We start from the raw sequence: 18,272 nt of genomic DNA on the forward strand, positions 1-18,272 counted from the left end.
AGAAGATCACGATGAGAATCGCAACGACGGCCATGGTCGCAGCGCTGGCGCTCGCCGGGTGTGGCGGCGGCGATGACGGCCCGGGGGCGAACCAGGCAGCGTCTGAATCAGGCTCCGGGGCAGGGGGTCTGCCCGACGGGGAGTATCTGTGCAGCTACAACTCGGGCGGAATGCTGATGACCCTGGGGGCCGTGACGATCCGGGGGAACCGGTACTCCGGGTTTTCGGGCGGTCGCTTCTCGCCTTACAGCCGGACCCAGGAGACGCTGAACTTTCCCGCCGGGTTTGTCGGCGTGCCTGACGGGTACACCGTCGTGGAAAGCCGCTACCTCATGGGCTCCGACGGGGAGCCCTTCATCGAGATCAGCTATGGCAGTCCGAGCGGCTGGAGGGACACCTGGACCTGTTCGATCGAGTAGTCCCTCCAGACGATTGTCAGCCTAGCGGCGGATGCGCGCCTGAACTTCCAGTTCGCCGATCCGGCGTTCCAGATAGGTGGTGTCGTCGCTGGACGGACGGGTGCGCGAGTAGGCGGCCTCCAGCCGGGTGAGGTCCTCGAACTGGACGCGGATAGCGTCCTGCTGGCCGCGCGGCAGAGTGTAGAGGGCCCGTTCGATGGCGGTCAGGCGGTCGCGCGGCGTCTGCTGCCAGCCGCCGCCGTTGCCGGCGTTGCCGCCCGGAACGCGGGCGTCGATGGCGTCGAGGCGGGCCTCGATATTCTGACGCTCGCGGGCGCTAAGGCCGTCACGCTGGAAGCCGGCCTCGACAGAGACGATGGCGGCGTAGTCGCTGCGCAGGCGGGTGGCCTCCGTGCGGGTCAGGGTGCGGGCGTTGACCGCAGCGGTGACACGGGCGTCGAAGTCCGCGCGGCCGTCGGCAGCCGACTGATAGCCGCCGATGTCATCGCCGTAGCCGCCGTCTTCCAGTGCCGAGGTCAGGGCGTTGTAGCGGGTGGTCAGGTCCTGGCGCTCCTGGGTCGTGAAGCGTCCGTCCTGGCCGTAGCGGGCCTCGAGTTGGACCAGGGCGTCATAGTCCGTGCGGATGCGGTCGGCAGACCAGGACGACAGGGCGCCGGAGCGGACCTGGGCGTCGAGGCGGGTGTTGAAGGTCGCCTGCTGGGCGCCGAGGGCGCGGCGGCCTCGGCTCAATTCGGTGTCAATAGAACCCGTGGTCTGCGCGCCGAACAGGTTCTGCAGGATCTGGCCGAAGACTTCCTGGCCTGTCGTCTGCTGCGAGTTCGACTGGCCATAGGGCGTCTGAGCCTGGGCCAGAGGGGCCATCGAGAGAACGACGGCGCCGGCCGCGAGGGCCGTGAAGGTCTTGATCGAATTCATGGGGTGCTCTCCGGCGGTTTCGCCTGTCTACGGTCAGCAGAACGGCGTGCGGCGGTTAAGGTTGCGATCAGACGGGATCGCGGCGCGTGACGCGGCCGGGACCGATGGCTTCACACAGTGCGGCGAAGATGGCGTCGCCCTCGGCGCGCCAGGCGGCTTCCGCTGGGGCGTCGGGGAATCGGCTGTCCGGCGGATAAGTCTGGTCGAGGGTGGCCTGGAAGGCATCGTCCCAGCGGGCGATGCGGTCGACGAGGTCCTTCGGGATCGGCAGGTCGGCGGGATCGAGGCAGTCGCCGGTCTCGTCCCAGGTCGGCCAGCAGCCGTATTCGGGGGCAAGGCGGATGCGGCGCGCGGTCATGGAGCAACGCTAGCCTCGTTGACGCCGCGATGCGACGGGCGCCGTGGCCGCACGCGTGCTAGGATCCGGGCATGACCGATCAGCCTGACGAGACAGAAGCGCCCGCGACCGACGAACCCGCTGGAGAGACGCCGGCGCAGAAGGCCCTTCGGCTCAAGAAGGCGAAGCTGGACGCCCGTCCCAAGCCGCCGCGGGGCGGGCGGTTCCAGCGCGAACAGGCGGCCGGGGTGACGCCCGGCGCCAACCGGCCCTGGACGCACAAATAGGGGCGCTCCGCCGGCGGTGACGCTGTCCGATTCCCGCGAGACTCCACCGGCAAAGCGAGCCATGTTTGCAGGAACAAAAGGAGATCATCGATGTCGGCTTCCGAGACTTTCCGCGCTCTGCACGGCTCCGGCCTGCTGATCCTGCCCAACGCCTGGGACGCGGCCTCGACAGCCCTGTCGATCGCTGCGGGAGCCAGGGCGGTGGCGACGACCAGCGCAGGCGTGGCCTGGTCGCTGGGTTGGCCGGACGCGACCCAGCCGCCCGAGGCCGAGCTCATGGGCGCCCTGGCGCGGATGGTTCGGGTCGCGGGCGACACGCCGGTCAGCGCGGACATCGAGGGCGGCTTCTCCGACGATCCGAAGGAGGCCGCGGGCTTCGTGCGCCGGACCTGGGAGACGGGCGCCGTCGGCATCAATATCGAGGACGGCGCCGATACGGCCGAACTGTTGGCCGACAAGATCGCGGCCGTGCGCGCGGCGGTCGGTCCGGGTCTGTTCATCAATGCGCGTTGCGATCTGTGGCTGCGCGGGATCGGAGCGGTCGAGGGGCGGCTGGAGGAGGCGGTGCGGCGGGCGGCCCTCTACGAGGCAGCCGGGGCCGATGGCCTGTTCATGCCCGGCGTGACCGACGCGGAGACGATCAAGGTGCTGGTCGGTCTCGGCCTGCCTCTGAACCTTCTGGCGCGGCCGACCCTGCCGGACGCGAAGGGGCTGGAGGCGCTGGGCGTGCGGCGGCTGAGCGCCGGGTCGAACATCTCGGCGGCGGCCTATGGAACGGCGGACCGGCTGACGCGCGGCTTCCTGGCGGGCGGGGATTCCAGGCCGCAGGCGGCCGAGGCGTTCGACTACGGGGCGCTGAACGCCCTGATGAAGCCGTGAGACTGATCACGTCCGAGTTGGCCTCGCCGATCGGGGTGCTTGCGCTCGCGGTCGACGAGGCCGGGCGGTTGAGGGGCGTGTCCTTCGGCGAGGGGCTGAAGCGGGCGATGGCGCGCGAGTACCCCGGCGTCGCGATGGAGGCGGGCGAGACGCCCGACGCGGTGGTCGCCGCCTTGGCTGACTATTTTGCCGGGGACCTGAACGCCCTGATGCGCATCGACTGGTCGCTCGACGGGGCGGTCGCGGGCGAAGGGTTTCAGGCCCGGGTCTGGCGCGCCTTGTGGGAGGCGCCGGTCGGCCAGACAATGTCCTATGGCGAGATGGCGCGGCGGGTCGGAGAGCCGGGCGCGGCCCAGGCGGCGGGCGTGGCTCTGAATCGAAATCCCATCCCGTTGGTGCTGGCCTGTCATCGGGTCGTGGGCGCGGACGGCGCGATGGTCGGGTTCGGCGGCGGGCTGGAGCGCAAGACCTGGCTGCTGCGGCACGAGGGCGCGCTGCTGATCTGACCGCTTGACGTCGTGTAACCTATAGGTGATATGTAACCCCAAGGTGACATGAAGCGGAGGCGGAGATGACGGCCATGGACGACAGGGAAATGCGCAAGGAAGCGCGGGCGCGGCGCACCAAGTTCGCCAGCGCCTTGGTGACCATCGTGCTGGGCGCAATGATGTCGGGCTTCGGTTTCGCCATTGGCGGGGCGCGGACGGGCGACGAGGCGACGGGCTGGGGCGTGTTGGCCGGGGTCGGCTTCGGCCTCGCCCTCGGCGGCGCCATCCTCGCCTGGATCCTGCGGCCGGGCGCCAACGGCTGGCGCATCGAGACCGAGCCCCTGAAGCGCGACCGGCTGCAGGCGCAGCGGGTGCGTCAATTGTGGATCTTCCCGATCGTGACCCTGCTCTTCCTCGTCCAGTCGACGCTGGCGGTGCAGGATATCCTCGAAGGAGAGGGCTCGTTCGGCGATTTCGCAAGCGCCTCCCTGCCGGTCATCTACGCCTGGCTCGTCGCCGCGATCACAATGGGCTGGGACCACCAGACGCGCGCGAACAAGCGATTTCTGGAAGACGAGCTCACCGCTGTGCTCAGGGCGCGTGCGATCGGAGCGGCCTTCCTGGTCCTGATGCTCGGCGCGACCCTCGCGTTCGGACTGGGGCTTTGGCGACCGGAGCTGGGGATCGCGGCCATGCCATTCGTTCTGTCGGCGGCCGGCGCGACGGCCGGCATTCGCTTCGCGTGGCTGGACCGGGAGTTCGGCAAGGATGGGTGACGCCCGGCTGGGGTCTCGCCTCAAGGAAGTCCGCACGGCCGCCGGCCTGACCCAGGCGGAGCTGGCCGAGCGGGCCGGGGTGTCGCGCAAGACGATCAACACGGTCGAGAACGGGGTCTTCGTGCCCTCGACCCTGCTCGCGCTGGAGCTGGCGCGCGCCTTGGGGACGACCGTCGAGGGATTGTTCTTCCTGACGGACTAGCGGGACGAACACCGAATACGCTCTTCAGAGGGTCCGCCGCAGGCGGGCCCTTATTGCGTCCGGGACAGCAGGCGGCGCGTCGGGATTGACTCCCTCACACAGTATGTCTCATACACTGTGTATCACACACTATGTGACGTGAAGGACGGACTGCGTGACCATCGACGCCGAACTCTTCGAAAGCATGCGGCTGGAGCTGCGGCGCGGGTCGCTGGTGCTGGCGGTGCTCGCCTGCCTGCGGACCGAACGCTACGGCTACACCCTGCGTCAGGCCCTGGCCGCCGACGGGCTGGAGATGGAGGAATCGACCCTCTATCCGCTGCTCCGCCGGCTGGAGTCGCAGGGGCTGCTGCTGAGCGAATGGCGCGAGGAGGAGAAGCGCAGGAAGCGCTTCTATGTCCTGTCGCCGATGGGGACGGCGATGCTGGAGCGGCTCGCCGGCGAATGGCGGGGCATCAACGCCTCGCTCGACAAGATTCTCTGACATTTCAAGATTGAGGGGCAAGACCATGGACATGGTGGAACGCTATCTGGAGGCCGTCGCGGCGCAGCTGTCGGTGGAGGAACGCGACGACATCGTCGCCGAATTGCGCGACCTGATCCTGAGCCGCGCTGAGGCGAAGGAAGAGGCGCTGGGCCGGCCGCTGACCGACGAGGAGCGCGAGGCCATACTGAAGGAAATCGGTCACCCGCTGGTGGTCGCCGCCCGCTACCGGAAGGGGCCGGATTCACTGATCGGACCCGAGCTGTTCCCCTACTGGCTGTACGGGGTGAAGGCGGGGCTTTTGATCCTGTTGGTCGTTTCCGGCATCGGCCTTTTTATCCGGCTGATCAGCGGCACGGCGGACGCAGGCAAGGACATCGCCCAGTCGTTTCACGGCTTTTTCGGATCCGGCCTGACCCTGATCGGGGCGCTGACCCTGGCCGGGGCGATCATGGAGCACCATGCCATCCGCCCGAAATGGCTGACCGACTGGCGGGTCAAGGATCTGTCGGCCTTCGGCCTGTCCGATCCGTCGTGGTGGGGCGCCAGCGTGAAGAGTGCGGGCGGCAAGGTCGGAGCGGGGGCGGAAGCGGGCCTGCGGCCGATGTGGCGAACGCCGTCGATGCGGGGCCGCCGCGATTTCGGGTCCGAGGCGGCCTTCTCCTTCTTGGCCGTCGGACTGTTCGTCCTGTGGTGGGTGGGGCTGGTGCACTTCCCCGGCCTGAAGGCGATGCGGATCGAGGGCGACCTGGTCACGATCTCGGCGGCGCCGATCTGGGCCGCGCTCTTCGTGCCGGTCCTGCTCTACGGCCTGGGCCAGATGGGGGTCGACCTGTTCACCCTGATCCGGCCGCAGGCGGCGCGGATGCGGGCTGTGCTGGCGATCGTGGTCGCCGCTGTCGGCCTGTGGCTGACGTACACGATCTTTCAGGCCGGTCACTGGTTCACCCTGAGCGTCGGCGTCGAACAGGCGCGGATCGCGGGTGACTGGGTGCTGCTGGACTTCGACCGGCTGCATGATCTGCGCGACAGGCAACGGGATCTGGTCGGGGTGACGTCGACCCTGTCGCTGATCATGACCTGGGTCCTGGCCATCATCGCGGTCAGCCTGGTCTTCAAGATCGCGACCAATGCCTGGCGGGCCGTGCGACCGGACGTTGCGTCCAGCGCCGGTTGATGAGAGGCTGTTCCGGCCCAAGGACGGGCGGGAGGGTTTTGCGATGTGGACTGCACTGATAACGGCGGCTCTGATCGCGGGAACGACGCCTCAGGCCGCCGCGCCGATCACCCCCGCGCCCCAGACCACCCAGGCCCTGGCCGACAGCGGGATCGAAGGGAGCGGCGCAAACACACGCGCCAGCGATCCTCCCCGTGAGGTGATCTGCCAGAGGCGTCCCGTGACCGGGAGCCTCTTCAACCACCGCCGCTGCCGGACCCGCAGCCAGGCGCAGACCGCCCGAAACCAGGCGCAGGATTTTATGGATCGGGCCCAGACCGGTATCGCTCCGCCACCAGAAGCCGCCCTGACCCCCACCCCTCAATAACCGGCCGCTCCTGACGGCGATGTCCGAAAACCGCGAGACTTCCCCACGGGGAAGGCCCATCTTCGCGGCATGGAAACGACCGCCGAAACCCTCGAACAGGAAGCCTGCTACCGGGCCGTCCTGACGCGAGACGCCCGGTTCGACGGGCGGTTCTTCGGCTGCGTGAAGACGACGGGTATCTACTGCCGTCCGGTCTGTCCGGCGCGGACGCCCCGGCGCGAGAACATGATCTTCGTCCTTACGGCGGCCGCGGCCGAGGAGGCGGGCTTCCGCGCCTGTCTACGCTGCCGGCCGGAGACGGCGCCCGACATGGGGGCGTGGCGCGGCACATCGAATACCGTCAGCCGGGCTCTGGCCCTGATCGAGGCTGGCGCGCTGGACGAAGCCGATGTCGACGCCCTGGCCGGACGGCTGGGAGTCGGAGAGCGGCAACTGCGGCGGCTGTTCCGCCAGCACCTCGGCGCAGCCCCCGTCAGCGTGGCCCAGACGCGTCGCGTCCTGCTGGCCAAGGCCCTGATCCACGAGACCGACCTGTCGATGGCCCAGGTGGCCCATGCCTCGGGCTTCGGCTCGGTGCGGCGGTTCAACGAGACCTTTCAGGCCCTGTACCGCCGCCCGCCCTCGGAGCTGAGACGCCGGGCCGAACGACCGCCGAGCGAAGGCGTGAAACTCAGCCTGTCCTACCGGCCGCCCTATGACTGGGAGGCGATGCTCGCGGCGCTGACGGCGCGCGGAGATCGGGTCGAGGGCCGGACCTGGTCGCGCGATCTGGTCAGGGGTGTCGACGGCGCTGACGGCTTCATCACGGCGACGCCGGGAAAGCCCGGCCGACTGGAAATCTGCGTCGAGGCCAGCGACCTGAGGGCTCTGCCGGGCTTGCTGGCGCGGGTGCGGCGGGTGTTCGACCTGTCTGCAGACCCGGAGGCGATCGGCCGTGACCTGTCCGCTGACCTGGTGCTCGAGCCTCTGGTCGAGGCGCGGCCGGGCCTGCGGCTGCCGGGCGACTGGATTGATGCGGGCGAGGATGCGCCCAGTGATCGACTGAACGATGCGACGCTTGCGGACAGGGCGGAGCGGTGGCGGCCCTGGCGGGCCTATGGCGCGCTGCACCTGCGGATGGCGGGGCTGACGGCGGCCGATCTGATGGAGAACGACAGTGAAAAACGCGCAGCCTGAGACCCTGACCCTGGACCGTATCGCGACTCCGGTCGGCGAGGTGCTGCTGGTGACCGACGCGGACGGCGCCGTTCGGGCGCTCGACTTTTCGGACTATGAGCCGCGCATGATGCGGTTGCTGGGCCGCCATGCGCCACATGCGGACCTGATTCCCGGCCGGGCGCCGGAGCCGGTGCGCAAAGCGGTCGAGGCCTATTTCGCCGGAGCCCCGCGGGCGCTGGACGGACTCAAGGTGAAGACCGGGGGCACGGAGTTCCAGCGCTCGGTCTGGGCCGCGCTCAGGGCCATTCCGGCGGGCGAGACGCGCAGCTATGGCCAGCTCGCGGCGGCGATCGGATCGCCCAGGGCGGTGCGGGCGGCGGGGCTGGCGAACGGTCAGAACCCGATCGCAGTCATCGTGCCCTGCCACCGGGTGATCGGGGCGAACGGGACCCTGACGGGCTATGCCGGGGGGCTGGAGCGCAAACGCTGGCTGCTGGCCCACGAAGGCGCGGGGATCTAGGCGGCCCGGACTTCCCCGGCGTCGCCCGCGTCCAGCGCGGCGCCGATAGCGGCGAACAGGGTCTGGGTCGTGACAGGTTTGGCCAGGTGGCCGTCCGCGCCGGCGGTGCGACCCGCCTCGACATGCTCGGCCATGGCGTTGGCGGTCAGCATGAGCAGCGGCGTGCGGGCGAGGCCGCGCTCGGCCTCCAGGGCGCGGATGGCGGCGGTGGCTGTCAGGCCGTCCATGACCGGCATCTGCATGTCCATCAGGATCAGGTCGAAGCCGCCTCCGGCAAAGGCGTCGAGCGCCTCCTGGCCGTTCTCCACTGCGATCAGGGTGGCTTCGGTCGGAGCCAGAAGCACCTCGATGACCTTGCGGTTGGCCGGGTGGTCGTCGGCCAGCAGGATGCGCAAGCCCTCCGGCGAGGTGTCGTCGGTCGCGCCGGCGACCGTCTCCTCGATCATGGCGGCCGGCAGGGGCAGTTCGAACCAGAAGCGCGAGCCCGCTCCCGGCGTCGACTCGCAATCCAGTTCCCCGCCCATCAGTTCGGCCAGGTCGCGGGAGATGGCGAGGCCCAGGCCCGTGCCGCCGAACCGCCGGGTAATCGAGCCGTCTGCCTGCTGGAAGCGGGTGAAGATGCGCGCCTTCTGTTCCGCGTCGAAGCCGACTCCGGTGTCGGTGACGGTGAAGCGCACGCGGTCGTCTGCGACCGGTTCGACGCTCAGGGTCACGGCGCCGGCGCTGGTGAATTTCAGGGCGTTGGATACGAGGTTGGCGAGGATCTGGCGCACGCGCACCACGTCGCCGACGACCATCCGATCCAGCAGCGGGTCGAGCTCGACGACCAGGGCGACGGGGCCGCCCTCGACCCTGGAGCTCCACAGGGCGGCTATGTCCTTCACGGCGTGACCGAGAGCGAATGGCGCGGCCTCGATCGTGACCTGCCCGGCCTCGATCTTGGCGCTGTCTAGGATGTCGGAGAGCAGGCGTTCCAGCGTCACGCCGGAGGAGCGGATGATCTCGACCATCTCGTGTTCCGCATCATCGAGTTGTCGGCGCGACAGGGCGTCGGCCATGGCCACGACTCCGTTCAGCGGCGTGCGGATCTCGTGGCTCATATTGGCGAGGAACTCTGACTTCGCACGGTTGGCGCCCTCGGCACGACTGCGGGCCAGACGCAGGTGGCCGGTCATCCGCCATTGATGGAACAGCAGGACGGCGACGAGCAGGAGAACGACGACGCCTATGCCCACGACCCAGCGCTGGCCCTGGATCATCTCGGCCTGGAGTTCGGTGTTGGCGCGGGCGGTCTCCAGTTGCTGACGACGTTCATGCAACTGGGACTGCATCTCCGAAGTGACCTGGCCGATGCCTTCGCTGAACCTGCGCGACGCCTGAAGGGTCTCCTCCTCGGAGTGTCGGCGAAGCAGCTCGAAGGCTTCGCGCGAGCGGCCCTGGGCCTGAAGAAGTTCGGCCTCGGCATGAAGGACCTGGGAGACGCCTTCCTCGCGGAACTCGCCGGCGGCCTGGCGGCGACGAATCTCGGCGACGTCGCGGCGGGCGCCGGCGACGTCGCCGGTGCGGGCCCGGGCCATGGCGCGGAGCGGAAGGATGTGGGGCGCCAGGAACTCGGCTGCGCCAAGGCTCTCGCCATAGGATTCGACGCAGCGCAGCAGTCGGGACGGATCGTCGGCGCCCTGCGCCACCATGGCGCACAGGTTGGCGTCATAGACGGCCAGGCTCTCCACCCGCGCGCGCGTCGCCAGCCGGTGGTGGACGGCGAACAGTCGCTCGGCCAGGGGCTGGTCGCCGACCTGAACCGCCATACGGGCCAGGTTGTAGACAGCGTCGAAGTCGGGTCGAGGATAGGCCGGATTACTGTAGTCGAGCTCAAAACGACCGAAGGCGTTTGTGGCGCCGCGGATGTCGTTCAGCTTCATCAGACCGATGCCGGTCATCTCCCACAGGCCCGCTCGCGCCGTGTCGGCGAAGGCGTCGTTCTCGGGAACCAGGCTCATGGCTTCGCTGAGCAGGTTCAGCCCTTCGCCCAGGCGGTCCCGGTCCATCAGGGCCAGGGCGTGGATGCGGGTGGCGTGGGCCCGGACGAACCAGTCTGATTCCGTCCGGGCGATTGCTTCCATTTCGACCGCGGCGGCGTCTTCGCCCGTGTCGTAGCGGATGGTCAGGGCGTTCAGATGGGCGATCTTCGCATAGCGCGCATCAGCCTGCCGCCCGGCGGCTGCGGCGAGTTGCAGGTTCCACCGTGTCGCGCTCTCGAAATCGCCCTGGTTCAGCGTAGTCCAGACCACGTGATAGAGCCGGTTCAGCCCCTCGCGGCCGGGCGTGCGCAGGGCCGCCTGACCAAAGGCTTCGAGCTGGGCGAAAGTCGTGGCGCCGGCCCGGCGCTCCACGGCGGCGGCCAGTGTCATCGGGTCGCGATGCGTCGGATCCTTGGCTGCGACCAATGATGGCGCTGCCATCAACACGGCCAGGCCGAGCAACAACGCTTTCAGAAATGCGGGAACGCGACTGGAGGACACGCCTCAATGTGGCGCAAAGGTGTTTCCCAAGCTTTAGCGCCAGGCAGTGGGCTTCTACGTACCGTCGAGGAACAGTCGACTGGCCGGATTGTCCGTCTCGTCGACATAGGGATAGCCCAGACCGGCGAGCGCCGCCGCCAGTGCGTCCTGTTCCGCGGGCGGCACGGAAATCCCCGCCAGCACCCGTCCGACGTCGTCGCCGTGGTTGCGATAGTGGAACAACGTCAGCGCCCAGGCAGGCTTCAGACTGTTGAGGAACCGCAGGAAGGCGCCCGGCCGTTCGGGGAACTCGAAGCGCAGGATCCGTTCGTGAGGCAGGCCGGTAGCGCGACCGCCGACCATGTGCCGGACATGCAGCTTGGCCGTTTCGTTGTCGCTCATGTCCTCGACCGAATAGCCGTCGGAACGGAGCGTCGCGATCAGGTCGTCCTTCTCGTGCGGCCCCTGTTTGATGGCGACCCCCACGAAGATGTGGGCCCGACCCTCGCCCGACCATCGATAGTTGAATTCGGTCACCGAACGGCCGTCGAGCGCGCTGAGGAAGCGGCTGTAGACCGCACGATCGTCGGCCATGGCGACGGCCAGCAGGGCCTCGGTCCCTTCGCCGATTTCGGCCCGTTCGGCGATGTGACGCAACCGGTCGAAATTGACGTTGGAACCGGAGTTGACGGCGATCAGGGCGCCGTCCCCGGTCGTCTCGGGATGGGCGGCGGCCCAGGCCTTGAGGCCCGCTAGCGCCAGGGCTCCGGAGGGTTCGGCGACGGCGCGGCTGTCGTCGAAGATGTCCTTGATGGCGGCGCAGATGGCGTCGTTGTCGACGGTGACGATCTCGTCCAGCAGGTCCTTGCACAGGCGGAAGGTCTCCTCGCCCGCACGCCGCACGGCGACGCCGTCGCAGAACAGGCCGACCTGATCCAGCGTCACCACCTTTCCGGCCTCGATCGCGGCCTTCATCGAGGCTGCGTCGATCGGTTCCACTCCGATGACCTTCGTGCCGGGGCGCAGGAACTTCACGATGGCCGCCACCCCGGCCGCCAGACCGCCGCCGCCGATGGGTACGAAGATGGCGGCGATGGGCTCGGAATGCTGGCGTGTGATCTCGAGCCCCACCGTGCCCTGACCGGCGATGACGTCGGGATCGTCGAAGGGGTGGATGAAGACGGCGCCGGTCTCGTCCGCGCGGCGCCGGGCCTCTGCGAAGGCCTCGTCGAAGGCGTCGCCGTGCAGGACCACGTTCCCGCCGAGTGCGCGCACCGCCGCCACCTTGATGGGCGGGGTGGTGACCGGCATGACGATGGTCGCGACCGCGCCGCGTTTCCTTGCCGAGAAGGCGACGCCCTGGGCATGGTTGCCGGCCGAGGCGCAGATCACGCCGCGCGCCAGCTGCTCCGGCGTGAGGGTCGCGATCTTGTTGTAGGCGCCCCGGATCTTGAAGGAGAAGATCGGCTGCAGGTCCTCGCGCTTCTGCAGCACTGGTCGGCCCAGGCGCACGGCCAGGCGTGGGAGCGGGTCGAGCGGCGTCTCGATCGCCACGTCATAGACGCGAGCGGTGAGGATGCGGCGGAGAGTTTCTTGCATGGGGAGGCGTCAGGCGAGCGAAGTTGGGAGGAAGTTACCTCTGCAATAGAGATTTGAGACAGAAAGTCCTCCGAAATCGTCTTCTCGCCCCGCCTCGCCGAGGTCGCCCCGGGAGCCTCGAAGGCTCGACATTTGACCGTCCCGCCTCTTGCATCCCCCCGTCACAGGCCTATCTTACCCGCACTTATGCTAATGTTGAGCATAAGGGTGAGGCGACCGGGATCGCCGAGGAGATGACGTCGATGGCGCACGCCGCCCAGCCGCTGGCCATGTCGCCGGAACTGGCCGCCGAGACCGCTCCCGTCTGGGAGAAGGTCAAGGAGTTCGTCACCCCGATGGAATGGCCGGTCCAGGCGCAGCTGATCCATGAGATCAACCTGCTCAAGAAGGAGCGGGACGCCGTCATCCTCGCCCACAACTATATGACGCCCGACATCTTCCACGGTGTGGGCGACTATGTCGGCGACAGTCTGGGGCTCGCGAAAGAGGCCGCGAAGTCAAAGGCCAGTGTGATCGTCCAGGCGGGCGTTCACTTCATGGCCGAAACCTCGAAAATCCTCAGCCCCGACAAGACCGTGCTGATCCCCGACCTGAAGGCGGGATGCTCGCTGGCCGAGGCGATCACGGGCGCCGACGTGCGGCTCATCAAGCAGAAATATCCGGGCTTGCCGGTCGTTACCTATGTGAACACCACGGCCGATGTGAAGGCCGAGACCGACATCTGCTGCACCTCCGCCAATGCCGTTCAGGTGGTGGAATGGGCAGCGAAGGAATGGGGCGTCGACCGCGTCATCCTGATCCCGGACGAGTTCCTGGCCCGCAATGTGGCGGCACAGACCAACATCGGCATCATCGCCTGGAAGGGCCGCTGCATCGTGCATGAGCGGTTCAATGCCGCCGACATCGCCGAGATGCGCGAGGCCTATCCGGGCGCCCAGATACTGGCCCACCCCGAATGCCCCGAGGACGTGCTGGCCGCCGCCGACTTCGCCGGATCAACGGCGGCGATGACCGACTATGTGATGTCGAAAAAGCCGAAACAGGTGGTGCTGATCACCGAATGCTCGATGGCCGCCAACATCAAGGGCGACGTGCCAGAGGTGAACTTCATCGGCCCGTGCAACATGTGCCCCTACATGAAGAGGATTACGCTGGAGAACATCCGCGACTGTCTGCGCGACATGAAGTTCGAGGTCACCGTGCCGGAGGAGATGATCGCGAAAGCGGCCCTTGCCGTGCAGCGGATGATCGACCTGCCGCCGCCCGCGGTCCCGGCGCGCTACGACCTGGTCAAGGCGAAGCACCACGTCGCGGTGGAACTGATCTGATGCACTACCAGGCGCCTCATTCGCGCGGGTTCGGCGGATTCGTCGTGCTGCCGATCAAACCGAAACCCGAACCGGTTCACGAGCCGCGCACGACCGGATGGCTGGCCAGTCTGCTCGCCGGCCCGAAGGCGGCAAGGTGACCGACGGTCCCTGGGGATCACGCGACGGTTCCGCGCCGACGCCGCCCGTCCAAACGACGACGGCCGTCCCGCCCTCCAGCCCCGGCGCCCCCGTCATCGACAAGGGCCAGAGCCTGCCGTGGGCCATCGGTTCGACGGTGCTGCTCGGCGGCTTCCTGTGGCTCATGAGCGGCAGCTGGGTCGTCGCCGTCGCCGCCATCTTCGGCCTGTTCGTGCACGAGTACGGTCATGTGCTGGCAATGAACCGGCTCGGCATGGGGCCGGCGAAAATCTACATCATCCCCTTCCTCGGCGGTCTCGCGCGGGGACAGCGTAATCCCGACAGCGAGTGGCACGGCGTGCTGGTGTCGCTGGCGGGTCCGGCATTCGGCCTTCTGGCCCTGATCCCCGTCGTCGGCCTCTGGATCGTGACGGGCGACGACGCCTGGATGCTGGGCGCCTTCTTCATCGCCATGATCAACTTCGTGAACCTCGCGCCCGCCCCGCCGCTGGACGGCTCCAAGGCGCTTGGCCCGGTGCTGGCCCGCATCGATCCGATGGTCGAGAAGGCCGCCCTGATCGCCATGGGAGCCCTGGCCGTGTGGTGGGGCGTGTCGACCGGCCGCTATATCCTCGCGGTCTTCCTCGCCATCGCGGTTCTCGGTTCACTGAGGCGCGGCGCCTGGCGACCGGGGGAGAAGAAGCTGACCTGGCCCGAGGCTGGCAAGTCGCTGGTCCTGTTCCTTCTGACCGCCGCCGTTTGCGGAGCCGCGACCATCGGCGTCCTTCTGCCGTTGTCGGAAGGTTCACCGCAGGGCGCCGTCGACATCGCCGCCCGCTTCATCGGCTTCGACCGGTGAGCCGCATCTACCACGACGGCCCGCTGATCGTCGGCGGCGGTCTTGCCGGACTGTCGGCCGCCCTGTCGGCCGCGCCGGCGCCCGTGATCGTCATCAGCCCCGCCCCCCTGCTCGAGGCCGCGTCCAGCGCCTGGGCCCAGGGCGGAGTGGCGGCCGCCCTGTCGAAGACCGACAATCCGGCCCTGCATCTGAAGGATACCGAGGCGGCGGGCGCGGGTCTGGTCGACCATCACGCGGCGGAGGTCCTGACCGACGAAGGCAAGGCCACCGTCGAATGGCTGGCCTCGCTCGGCGCGCCGTTCGACCGGGACGCCGCCGGCGAGTTTTCCGTCAGTCTTGAGGCGGCTCATTCGATGGCGCGGGTCGCGCGGGTCGGGGGCGACGGCGCGGGCCGGGCGATCCTGTCGGCGCTGGTCGCGTCCGTGCGGGCCGCGCCGCACATCACCGTCTGGGAGGACGCACGACTGCGGTCGTTGATCCAGGACGAGACCGGGCGCGTGCGTGGAGCGGTGATCGAACATCCCAGCGGCCGGATCGTCGAGGTTCTGGCGCCCGCCGTCGTACTGGCGACCGGTGGCGCAGGCGGCCTGTTTGGCGCGACGACCACCCCGGTGGCGCTGAAGGGCGAGGGCATGGCCCTGGCCTGGGCGGCGGGGGCCGAAATCCTCGATCCGGAGTTCGTGCAGTTCCACCCCACGGCCATCGACGTCGGCCTCGACCCCATGCCCCTGGCGACCGAGGCGCTGCGGGGCGAGGGCGCGCGGCTGATCGACAGGGAGGGCGTCTTCCTGCTGGGCGATGCCGACGACGCGGACCTGAAGGCGAGGGATGTGGTGGCGCGGGCGGTCCATGCCGCGCGGGCGGCCGGACGCGGCGCCTTCCTCGATGCGCGCTCAGCCATCGGCGAGCATTTCCCGCATGAATTTCCTGCCGTGTTCGCGGCCTGCATGCGGGCCGGCCTGGACCCACGCCTGACCCCGATCCCTGTGGCGGCGGCGGCCCATTATCACATGGGCGGGATCGCGGCTGATCCGGACGGGCGGACGTCGCTCGAAGGTCTCTACGCCGTCGGTGAATGCGCGGCGACGGGCGTGCACGGCGCCAACCGTCTGGCGTCCAACTCCCTGCTGGAGGCCGCGGCCTTCGGGCGGCGGACAGGGCGCGAGGCGGCGAAGCAGGTCCCGGTCAGAGGACCGGTGGTCGTCGGCGCGGTGGTCGATGACCTGCCCGCAGCGGCCCACGCCGAACTGCGCGCGGCGATGAGCGCCGACGCGGGCGTGGTGCGGGATGCGACGGGCCTGACGCGACTGATCGACCTGATCGACCGGCTGGAGTCGGCCCATGGCGCCCCGCCGGCCCTGGTCGCGGCGCGGCTGATCGCTGAAGCGGCCCTGGCGCGGCACGAAAGCCGGGGCGGACACTATCGTTCGGACTATCCCGATACGGCGGCGACGCCGGTGCACACGCGCGTGCGGCGCGACATCCTGCAGACGGCGGCGGCATGAGCGGACTTCCCGACACATTGATCCTGCCCGTCATCCGCATGGCCTTGGCCGAGGATCTGGGCCGCGCCGGTGATGTGACGGCACAGGCCTGCATCCCCGAGGGCGCGCGCATGCGGGCGCGGTTCGCGGCGCGCAAGTCAGGGGTGCTGGCGGGTATCGACTGTGTTCGCCTGACGGTGCTGGAGATGGATCCGAAAGCCACCATCGACCTGCGAATGAAAGACGGCGACGCCTTCGGGGCGGGCGCGGTCCTGGCCGAGGTCGAGGCGGATGCCCGCGCCTTCCTGTCGGCTGAACGGACGGCGCTCAACCTGCTCGGCCGAATGTGCGGCGTGGCGACCCTGACGAGGGCCTATGTCGAGGCTGTCGCCGGAACAGTCGCGCGGATCGCCGATACGAGGAAGACCACGCCGGGCCTCCGCGCGCTGGAAAAACATGCCGTGCGCTGCGGCGGCGGGCTCAATCACCGCTTCGGTCTGGATGACGCCATCCTCATCAAGGACAACCACGTCGTCGTCTGCGGCGGGGTCGTCGAGGCCGTGAAGGCTGCCCGCGCCCAGGCCGGTCACCTCATGAAGATCGAGCTTGAGGTCGATGGTCTGGCCCAGTTCGACCAGGCCCTCGCGCTCGTCGCGGAAGGGCAGGGACCGGACGTCATCATGCTCGACAACTTCGACAACGCGGAACTGGCCGAGGCGGTGAAGCGCCGGCGCGACGGCGGCTGCCGCGTGGTTCTCGAAGCGTCCGGCGGGGTCAATCTGACGACCATTCGAGGCATCGCCGAGACCGGGGTGGACGTGATTTCCGTGGGCACCCTGACCCATTCGGCGCCGGTGCTGGACATCGGTCTCGACGCTTTCTGAGGAACGGGGCGTCAGCCGGCGGGTTGTCTGTCCGGACCAGCAGGACGTCGCAATGACCTCGAAGACCCCCAGGGAATCACGCAGCTTCGCCGACTATGATGCGGATGGCGCCTTGCGGTGGGATGGCCATGACCGGCCCGGCATCCACACGGTTCGACCGGACGACTCCGGGGTCGGCACTGATGACCACGGTCACTACGGAAGTCTAAGGCAGAACCTGACCAATCACTGGCAGGTTCAGGACCGCTGACCGGGCCGTAAAGGCCGATCAGGCCTGGGGCGTGCTCACCGCGGCGGAGTCCGCAGCGGCCGGCTGGGTCGAAGCCGAGGCGGGCGTCGCAGGCGCGGATGTGACGGTCGCTGCGGGAGCGGCAGTCTCGGCCGAGCTCGCCGGAGAGCCGGAACCGGATTCCTGGGCCAGCAGGGCGGTATAGGCGATCGCCTGACCGGCCTGACGAACGGTCTCGGTCGGGTCGATCCCTGCGTAGACGGTGCGCTGGATGTCCGCCCCGGTCGAGCCGCGCGCGGCGTAGCTGAAGGCGTTCGACGAACCGGCGCGACCGCCGAAACGATAGAAGATGTGGCTGCCGACCTGGCTGACGCGCAGCAGGCTGTTGCGCCATGACGGCGAGACGCCCGTCGTGTGGAAGAAGGTGGCGTTGCCGACGCCCGCATAGACCGCGCCGGACAGGGCGGCGGAGGCGACCGTGCGGGCCCGGTTCCAGGCGGCGCGGTTGACCGGAGCACGCATCGAACCGTCGCAGGTGAAGCTGAACTGGCAGCCGACCCGGCGGCCCGATCCCTGGAAGACCACGCCGCAGACGCTGCGCGGGAAGGAAGGGTGCCGGGCGCGGTTCAGGACGACCTGGACCACGGCGCGCATGCCGTCCGAACCCTCGCCCCGCGCCTCGTAATAGGCGGCCTGGGTCAGGCATTCGAGATCGCGCGAGGCGTCCAGCGCATTCGAGATGTGGAACGGACGGGCGGCAGACACGTCGGTCAGGTTGACGCGGCGCAGGTCGGCTCGCGCGTTGTCAGGACGAAGTTGCTCCAGACGCGCAGTCAGCAGTTCAGCCTGGCGATCGCGCTGGGCGGCGCCGGCGACGGTATAGGGGTCGTGGCGACGGGCGATGGCCAGGGCGCTGGCGTCCAGACCGCCGGCAGCGGCGGCGAGCGCTTCCTCGGTGAAGCCGGCGGCGGTGGCGCCTTCCAGACGTTCGGCCTGGGCACGGACGGTCGTCGCCTGAGCGACGGTCCCTCCGAGATAGGCGCAACCGATTCCCAACCCCACGAGCGCGCCAAACGCCGCCGCCGCCTGTACGGGCCTGATTCTGGCCGCACGGTCGGCATGCGAAATCGCACGCTGTTGCGAGGATTGGAACAAAGGCGTCGTCCTATTCAGCAGGGCGGAAAAGTCGCCCCCGGGTCGTCTGCAGAACCGGGCGACATATGCAGTCGCGGACCGGTTTGCGAATCGGAGGTCGGTGA

Annotated in this window: 22 protein-coding genes; 17 read left to right on the forward strand and 5 right to left on the reverse strand. The window is 68.8% G+C overall.

Features of this window, described 5'->3' with window-relative positions; genetic code table 11:
• The first annotated feature begins 11 nt into the window (after positions 1-11).
• Positions 12-419 (forward strand): hypothetical protein, encoded by a 408-nt coding sequence (locus ACW17Y_RS02335; RefSeq protein WP_492037178.1) that lies wholly within the window; start codon positions 12-14, stop codon positions 417-419.
• A gap of 21 nt (positions 420-440) precedes the next feature.
• Here ACW17Y_RS02335 and ACW17Y_RS02340 read toward each other — a convergent pair whose 3' ends face one another.
• Together ACW17Y_RS02340 and ACW17Y_RS02345 are read right to left on the reverse strand one after the other, a co-directional pair.
• On the reverse strand, positions 441-1,334 hold the full coding sequence (locus ACW17Y_RS02340; RefSeq protein ID WP_492037179.1) for a hypothetical protein: 894 nt from the start codon (positions 1,332-1,334) through the stop codon (positions 441-443).
• A gap of 67 nt (positions 1,335-1,401) precedes the next feature.
• The gene (locus ACW17Y_RS02345) at positions 1,402-1,692 is read right to left on the reverse strand and encodes an immunity protein CdiI family protein (protein ID WP_492037180.1); all 291 of its coding nucleotides are present in this window, start codon (positions 1,690-1,692) and stop codon (positions 1,402-1,404) included.
• Between the two features lie 71 nt (positions 1,693-1,763).
• Here ACW17Y_RS02345 and ACW17Y_RS02350 point away from each other — a divergent pair, with 71 nt between their 5' ends.
• From ACW17Y_RS02350 to ACW17Y_RS02395, 10 genes are all read left to right on the forward strand, one after another.
• Complete coding sequence (locus tag ACW17Y_RS02350) at positions 1,764-1,958, forward strand: hypothetical protein (protein WP_492037181.1); 195 nt, start codon at positions 1,764-1,766, stop codon at positions 1,956-1,958.
• A gap of 90 nt (positions 1,959-2,048) precedes the next feature.
• Complete coding sequence (locus ACW17Y_RS02355) at positions 2,049-2,837, forward strand: isocitrate lyase/PEP mutase family protein (RefSeq protein WP_492037182.1); 789 nt, start codon at positions 2,049-2,051, stop codon at positions 2,835-2,837.
• Positions 2,834-3,343, forward strand: a complete 510-nt coding sequence (locus ACW17Y_RS02360; protein ID WP_492037183.1) for a methylated-DNA--[protein]-cysteine S-methyltransferase — start codon at positions 2,834-2,836, stop codon at positions 3,341-3,343. Before ACW17Y_RS02355 ends, ACW17Y_RS02360 begins: the two co-directional genes overlap by 4 nt.
• 74 nt (positions 3,344-3,417) lie before the next feature.
• On the forward strand, positions 3,418-4,101 hold the full coding sequence (locus tag ACW17Y_RS02365) for a hypothetical protein (protein WP_492037184.1): 684 nt from the start codon (positions 3,418-3,420) through the stop codon (positions 4,099-4,101).
• Complete coding sequence (locus tag ACW17Y_RS02370; RefSeq protein WP_492037185.1) at positions 4,094-4,303, forward strand: helix-turn-helix transcriptional regulator; 210 nt, start codon at positions 4,094-4,096, stop codon at positions 4,301-4,303. Before ACW17Y_RS02365 ends, ACW17Y_RS02370 begins: the two co-directional genes overlap by 8 nt.
• A 184-nt stretch (positions 4,304-4,487) precedes the next feature.
• Entirely contained in the window at positions 4,488-4,787 is a 300-nt protein-coding gene (locus tag ACW17Y_RS02375) for a PadR family transcriptional regulator (protein ID WP_492038230.1), read from the forward strand.
• Positions 4,788-4,812: 25 nt separating this feature from the next.
• Positions 4,813-5,964: a hypothetical protein gene (locus tag ACW17Y_RS02380; RefSeq protein WP_492037186.1), complete on the forward strand. Its 1,152-nt coding sequence runs from the start codon at positions 4,813-4,815 to the stop codon at positions 5,962-5,964.
• Between the two features lie 43 nt (positions 5,965-6,007).
• Positions 6,008-6,331: a hypothetical protein gene (locus tag ACW17Y_RS02385; protein WP_492037187.1), complete on the forward strand. Its 324-nt coding sequence runs from the start codon at positions 6,008-6,010 to the stop codon at positions 6,329-6,331.
• Positions 6,332-6,400: 69 nt separating this feature from the next.
• Positions 6,401-7,507, forward strand: coding sequence for a bifunctional transcriptional activator/DNA repair enzyme AdaA (locus tag ACW17Y_RS02390; RefSeq protein WP_492037188.1), 1,107 nt, complete (start codon positions 6,401-6,403; stop codon positions 7,505-7,507).
• Positions 7,488-8,009, forward strand: a complete 522-nt coding sequence (locus tag ACW17Y_RS02395) for a methylated-DNA--[protein]-cysteine S-methyltransferase (protein ID WP_492037189.1) — start codon at positions 7,488-7,490, stop codon at positions 8,007-8,009. Before ACW17Y_RS02390 ends, ACW17Y_RS02395 begins: the two co-directional genes overlap by 20 nt.
• On the opposite strand, the gene ACW17Y_RS02400 is transcribed toward ACW17Y_RS02395, so the two are convergent.
• Positions 8,006-10,456 carry a hybrid sensor histidine kinase/response regulator gene (locus ACW17Y_RS02400; protein WP_492037190.1) on the reverse strand — a complete coding sequence of 817 codons (2,451 nt, stop codon included), beginning with the start codon at positions 10,454-10,456 and terminating at the stop codon, positions 8,006-8,008. The two genes, ACW17Y_RS02395 and ACW17Y_RS02400, sit on opposite strands and share 4 nt — an antisense overlap.
• 129 nt (positions 10,457-10,585) lie before the next feature.
• A complete protein-coding gene (gene ilvA, locus ACW17Y_RS02405) occupies positions 10,586-12,109 on the reverse strand; it encodes a threonine ammonia-lyase, biosynthetic (RefSeq protein WP_492037191.1) in 1,524 nt (507 codons plus the stop codon).
• 233 nt (positions 12,110-12,342) lie between these two features.
• Between ilvA and nadA the strand changes: the two genes are divergently transcribed.
• Genes nadA through ACW17Y_RS02435 form a run of 6 tightly spaced genes read left to right on the forward strand, consistent with a single transcriptional unit; the run spans position 12,343 to position 17,034 of the window.
• Positions 12,343-13,437, forward strand: a complete 1,095-nt coding sequence (gene nadA, locus ACW17Y_RS02410) for a quinolinate synthase NadA (RefSeq protein ID WP_492037192.1) — start codon at positions 12,343-12,345, stop codon at positions 13,435-13,437.
• The gene (locus tag ACW17Y_RS02415) at positions 13,437-13,577 is read left to right on the forward strand and encodes a hypothetical protein (protein WP_492037193.1); all 141 of its coding nucleotides are present in this window, start codon (positions 13,437-13,439) and stop codon (positions 13,575-13,577) included. Before nadA ends, ACW17Y_RS02415 begins: the two co-directional genes overlap by 1 nt.
• Positions 13,574-14,416 (forward strand): metalloprotease, encoded by an 843-nt coding sequence (locus ACW17Y_RS02420; protein ID WP_492037194.1) that lies wholly within the window; start codon positions 13,574-13,576, stop codon positions 14,414-14,416. Before ACW17Y_RS02415 ends, ACW17Y_RS02420 begins: the two co-directional genes overlap by 4 nt.
• The gene (locus ACW17Y_RS02425; protein WP_492037195.1) at positions 14,413-15,921 is read left to right on the forward strand and encodes an L-aspartate oxidase; all 1,509 of its coding nucleotides are present in this window, start codon (positions 14,413-14,415) and stop codon (positions 15,919-15,921) included. The genes ACW17Y_RS02420 and ACW17Y_RS02425 overlap by 4 nt, the downstream gene beginning before the upstream one ends.
• Positions 15,918-16,784, forward strand: a complete 867-nt coding sequence (gene nadC / locus ACW17Y_RS02430; protein ID WP_492037196.1) for a carboxylating nicotinate-nucleotide diphosphorylase — start codon at positions 15,918-15,920, stop codon at positions 16,782-16,784. Before ACW17Y_RS02425 ends, nadC begins: the two co-directional genes overlap by 4 nt.
• Before the next feature lie 52 nt (positions 16,785-16,836).
• A complete protein-coding gene (locus tag ACW17Y_RS02435) occupies positions 16,837-17,034 on the forward strand; it encodes a hypothetical protein (protein ID WP_492037197.1) in 198 nt (65 codons plus the stop codon).
• A gap of 18 nt (positions 17,035-17,052) precedes the next feature.
• Here the strand turns inward: ACW17Y_RS02435 and ACW17Y_RS02440 are convergent, their stop codons facing one another.
• Entirely contained in the window at positions 17,053-18,075 is a 1,023-nt protein-coding gene (locus tag ACW17Y_RS02440) for a cell wall hydrolase (protein WP_492037198.1), read from the reverse strand.
• Positions 18,076-18,272 lie beyond the last annotated feature (197 nt).

This window comes from Brevundimonas sp. AVps7 (assembly GCF_058681545.1).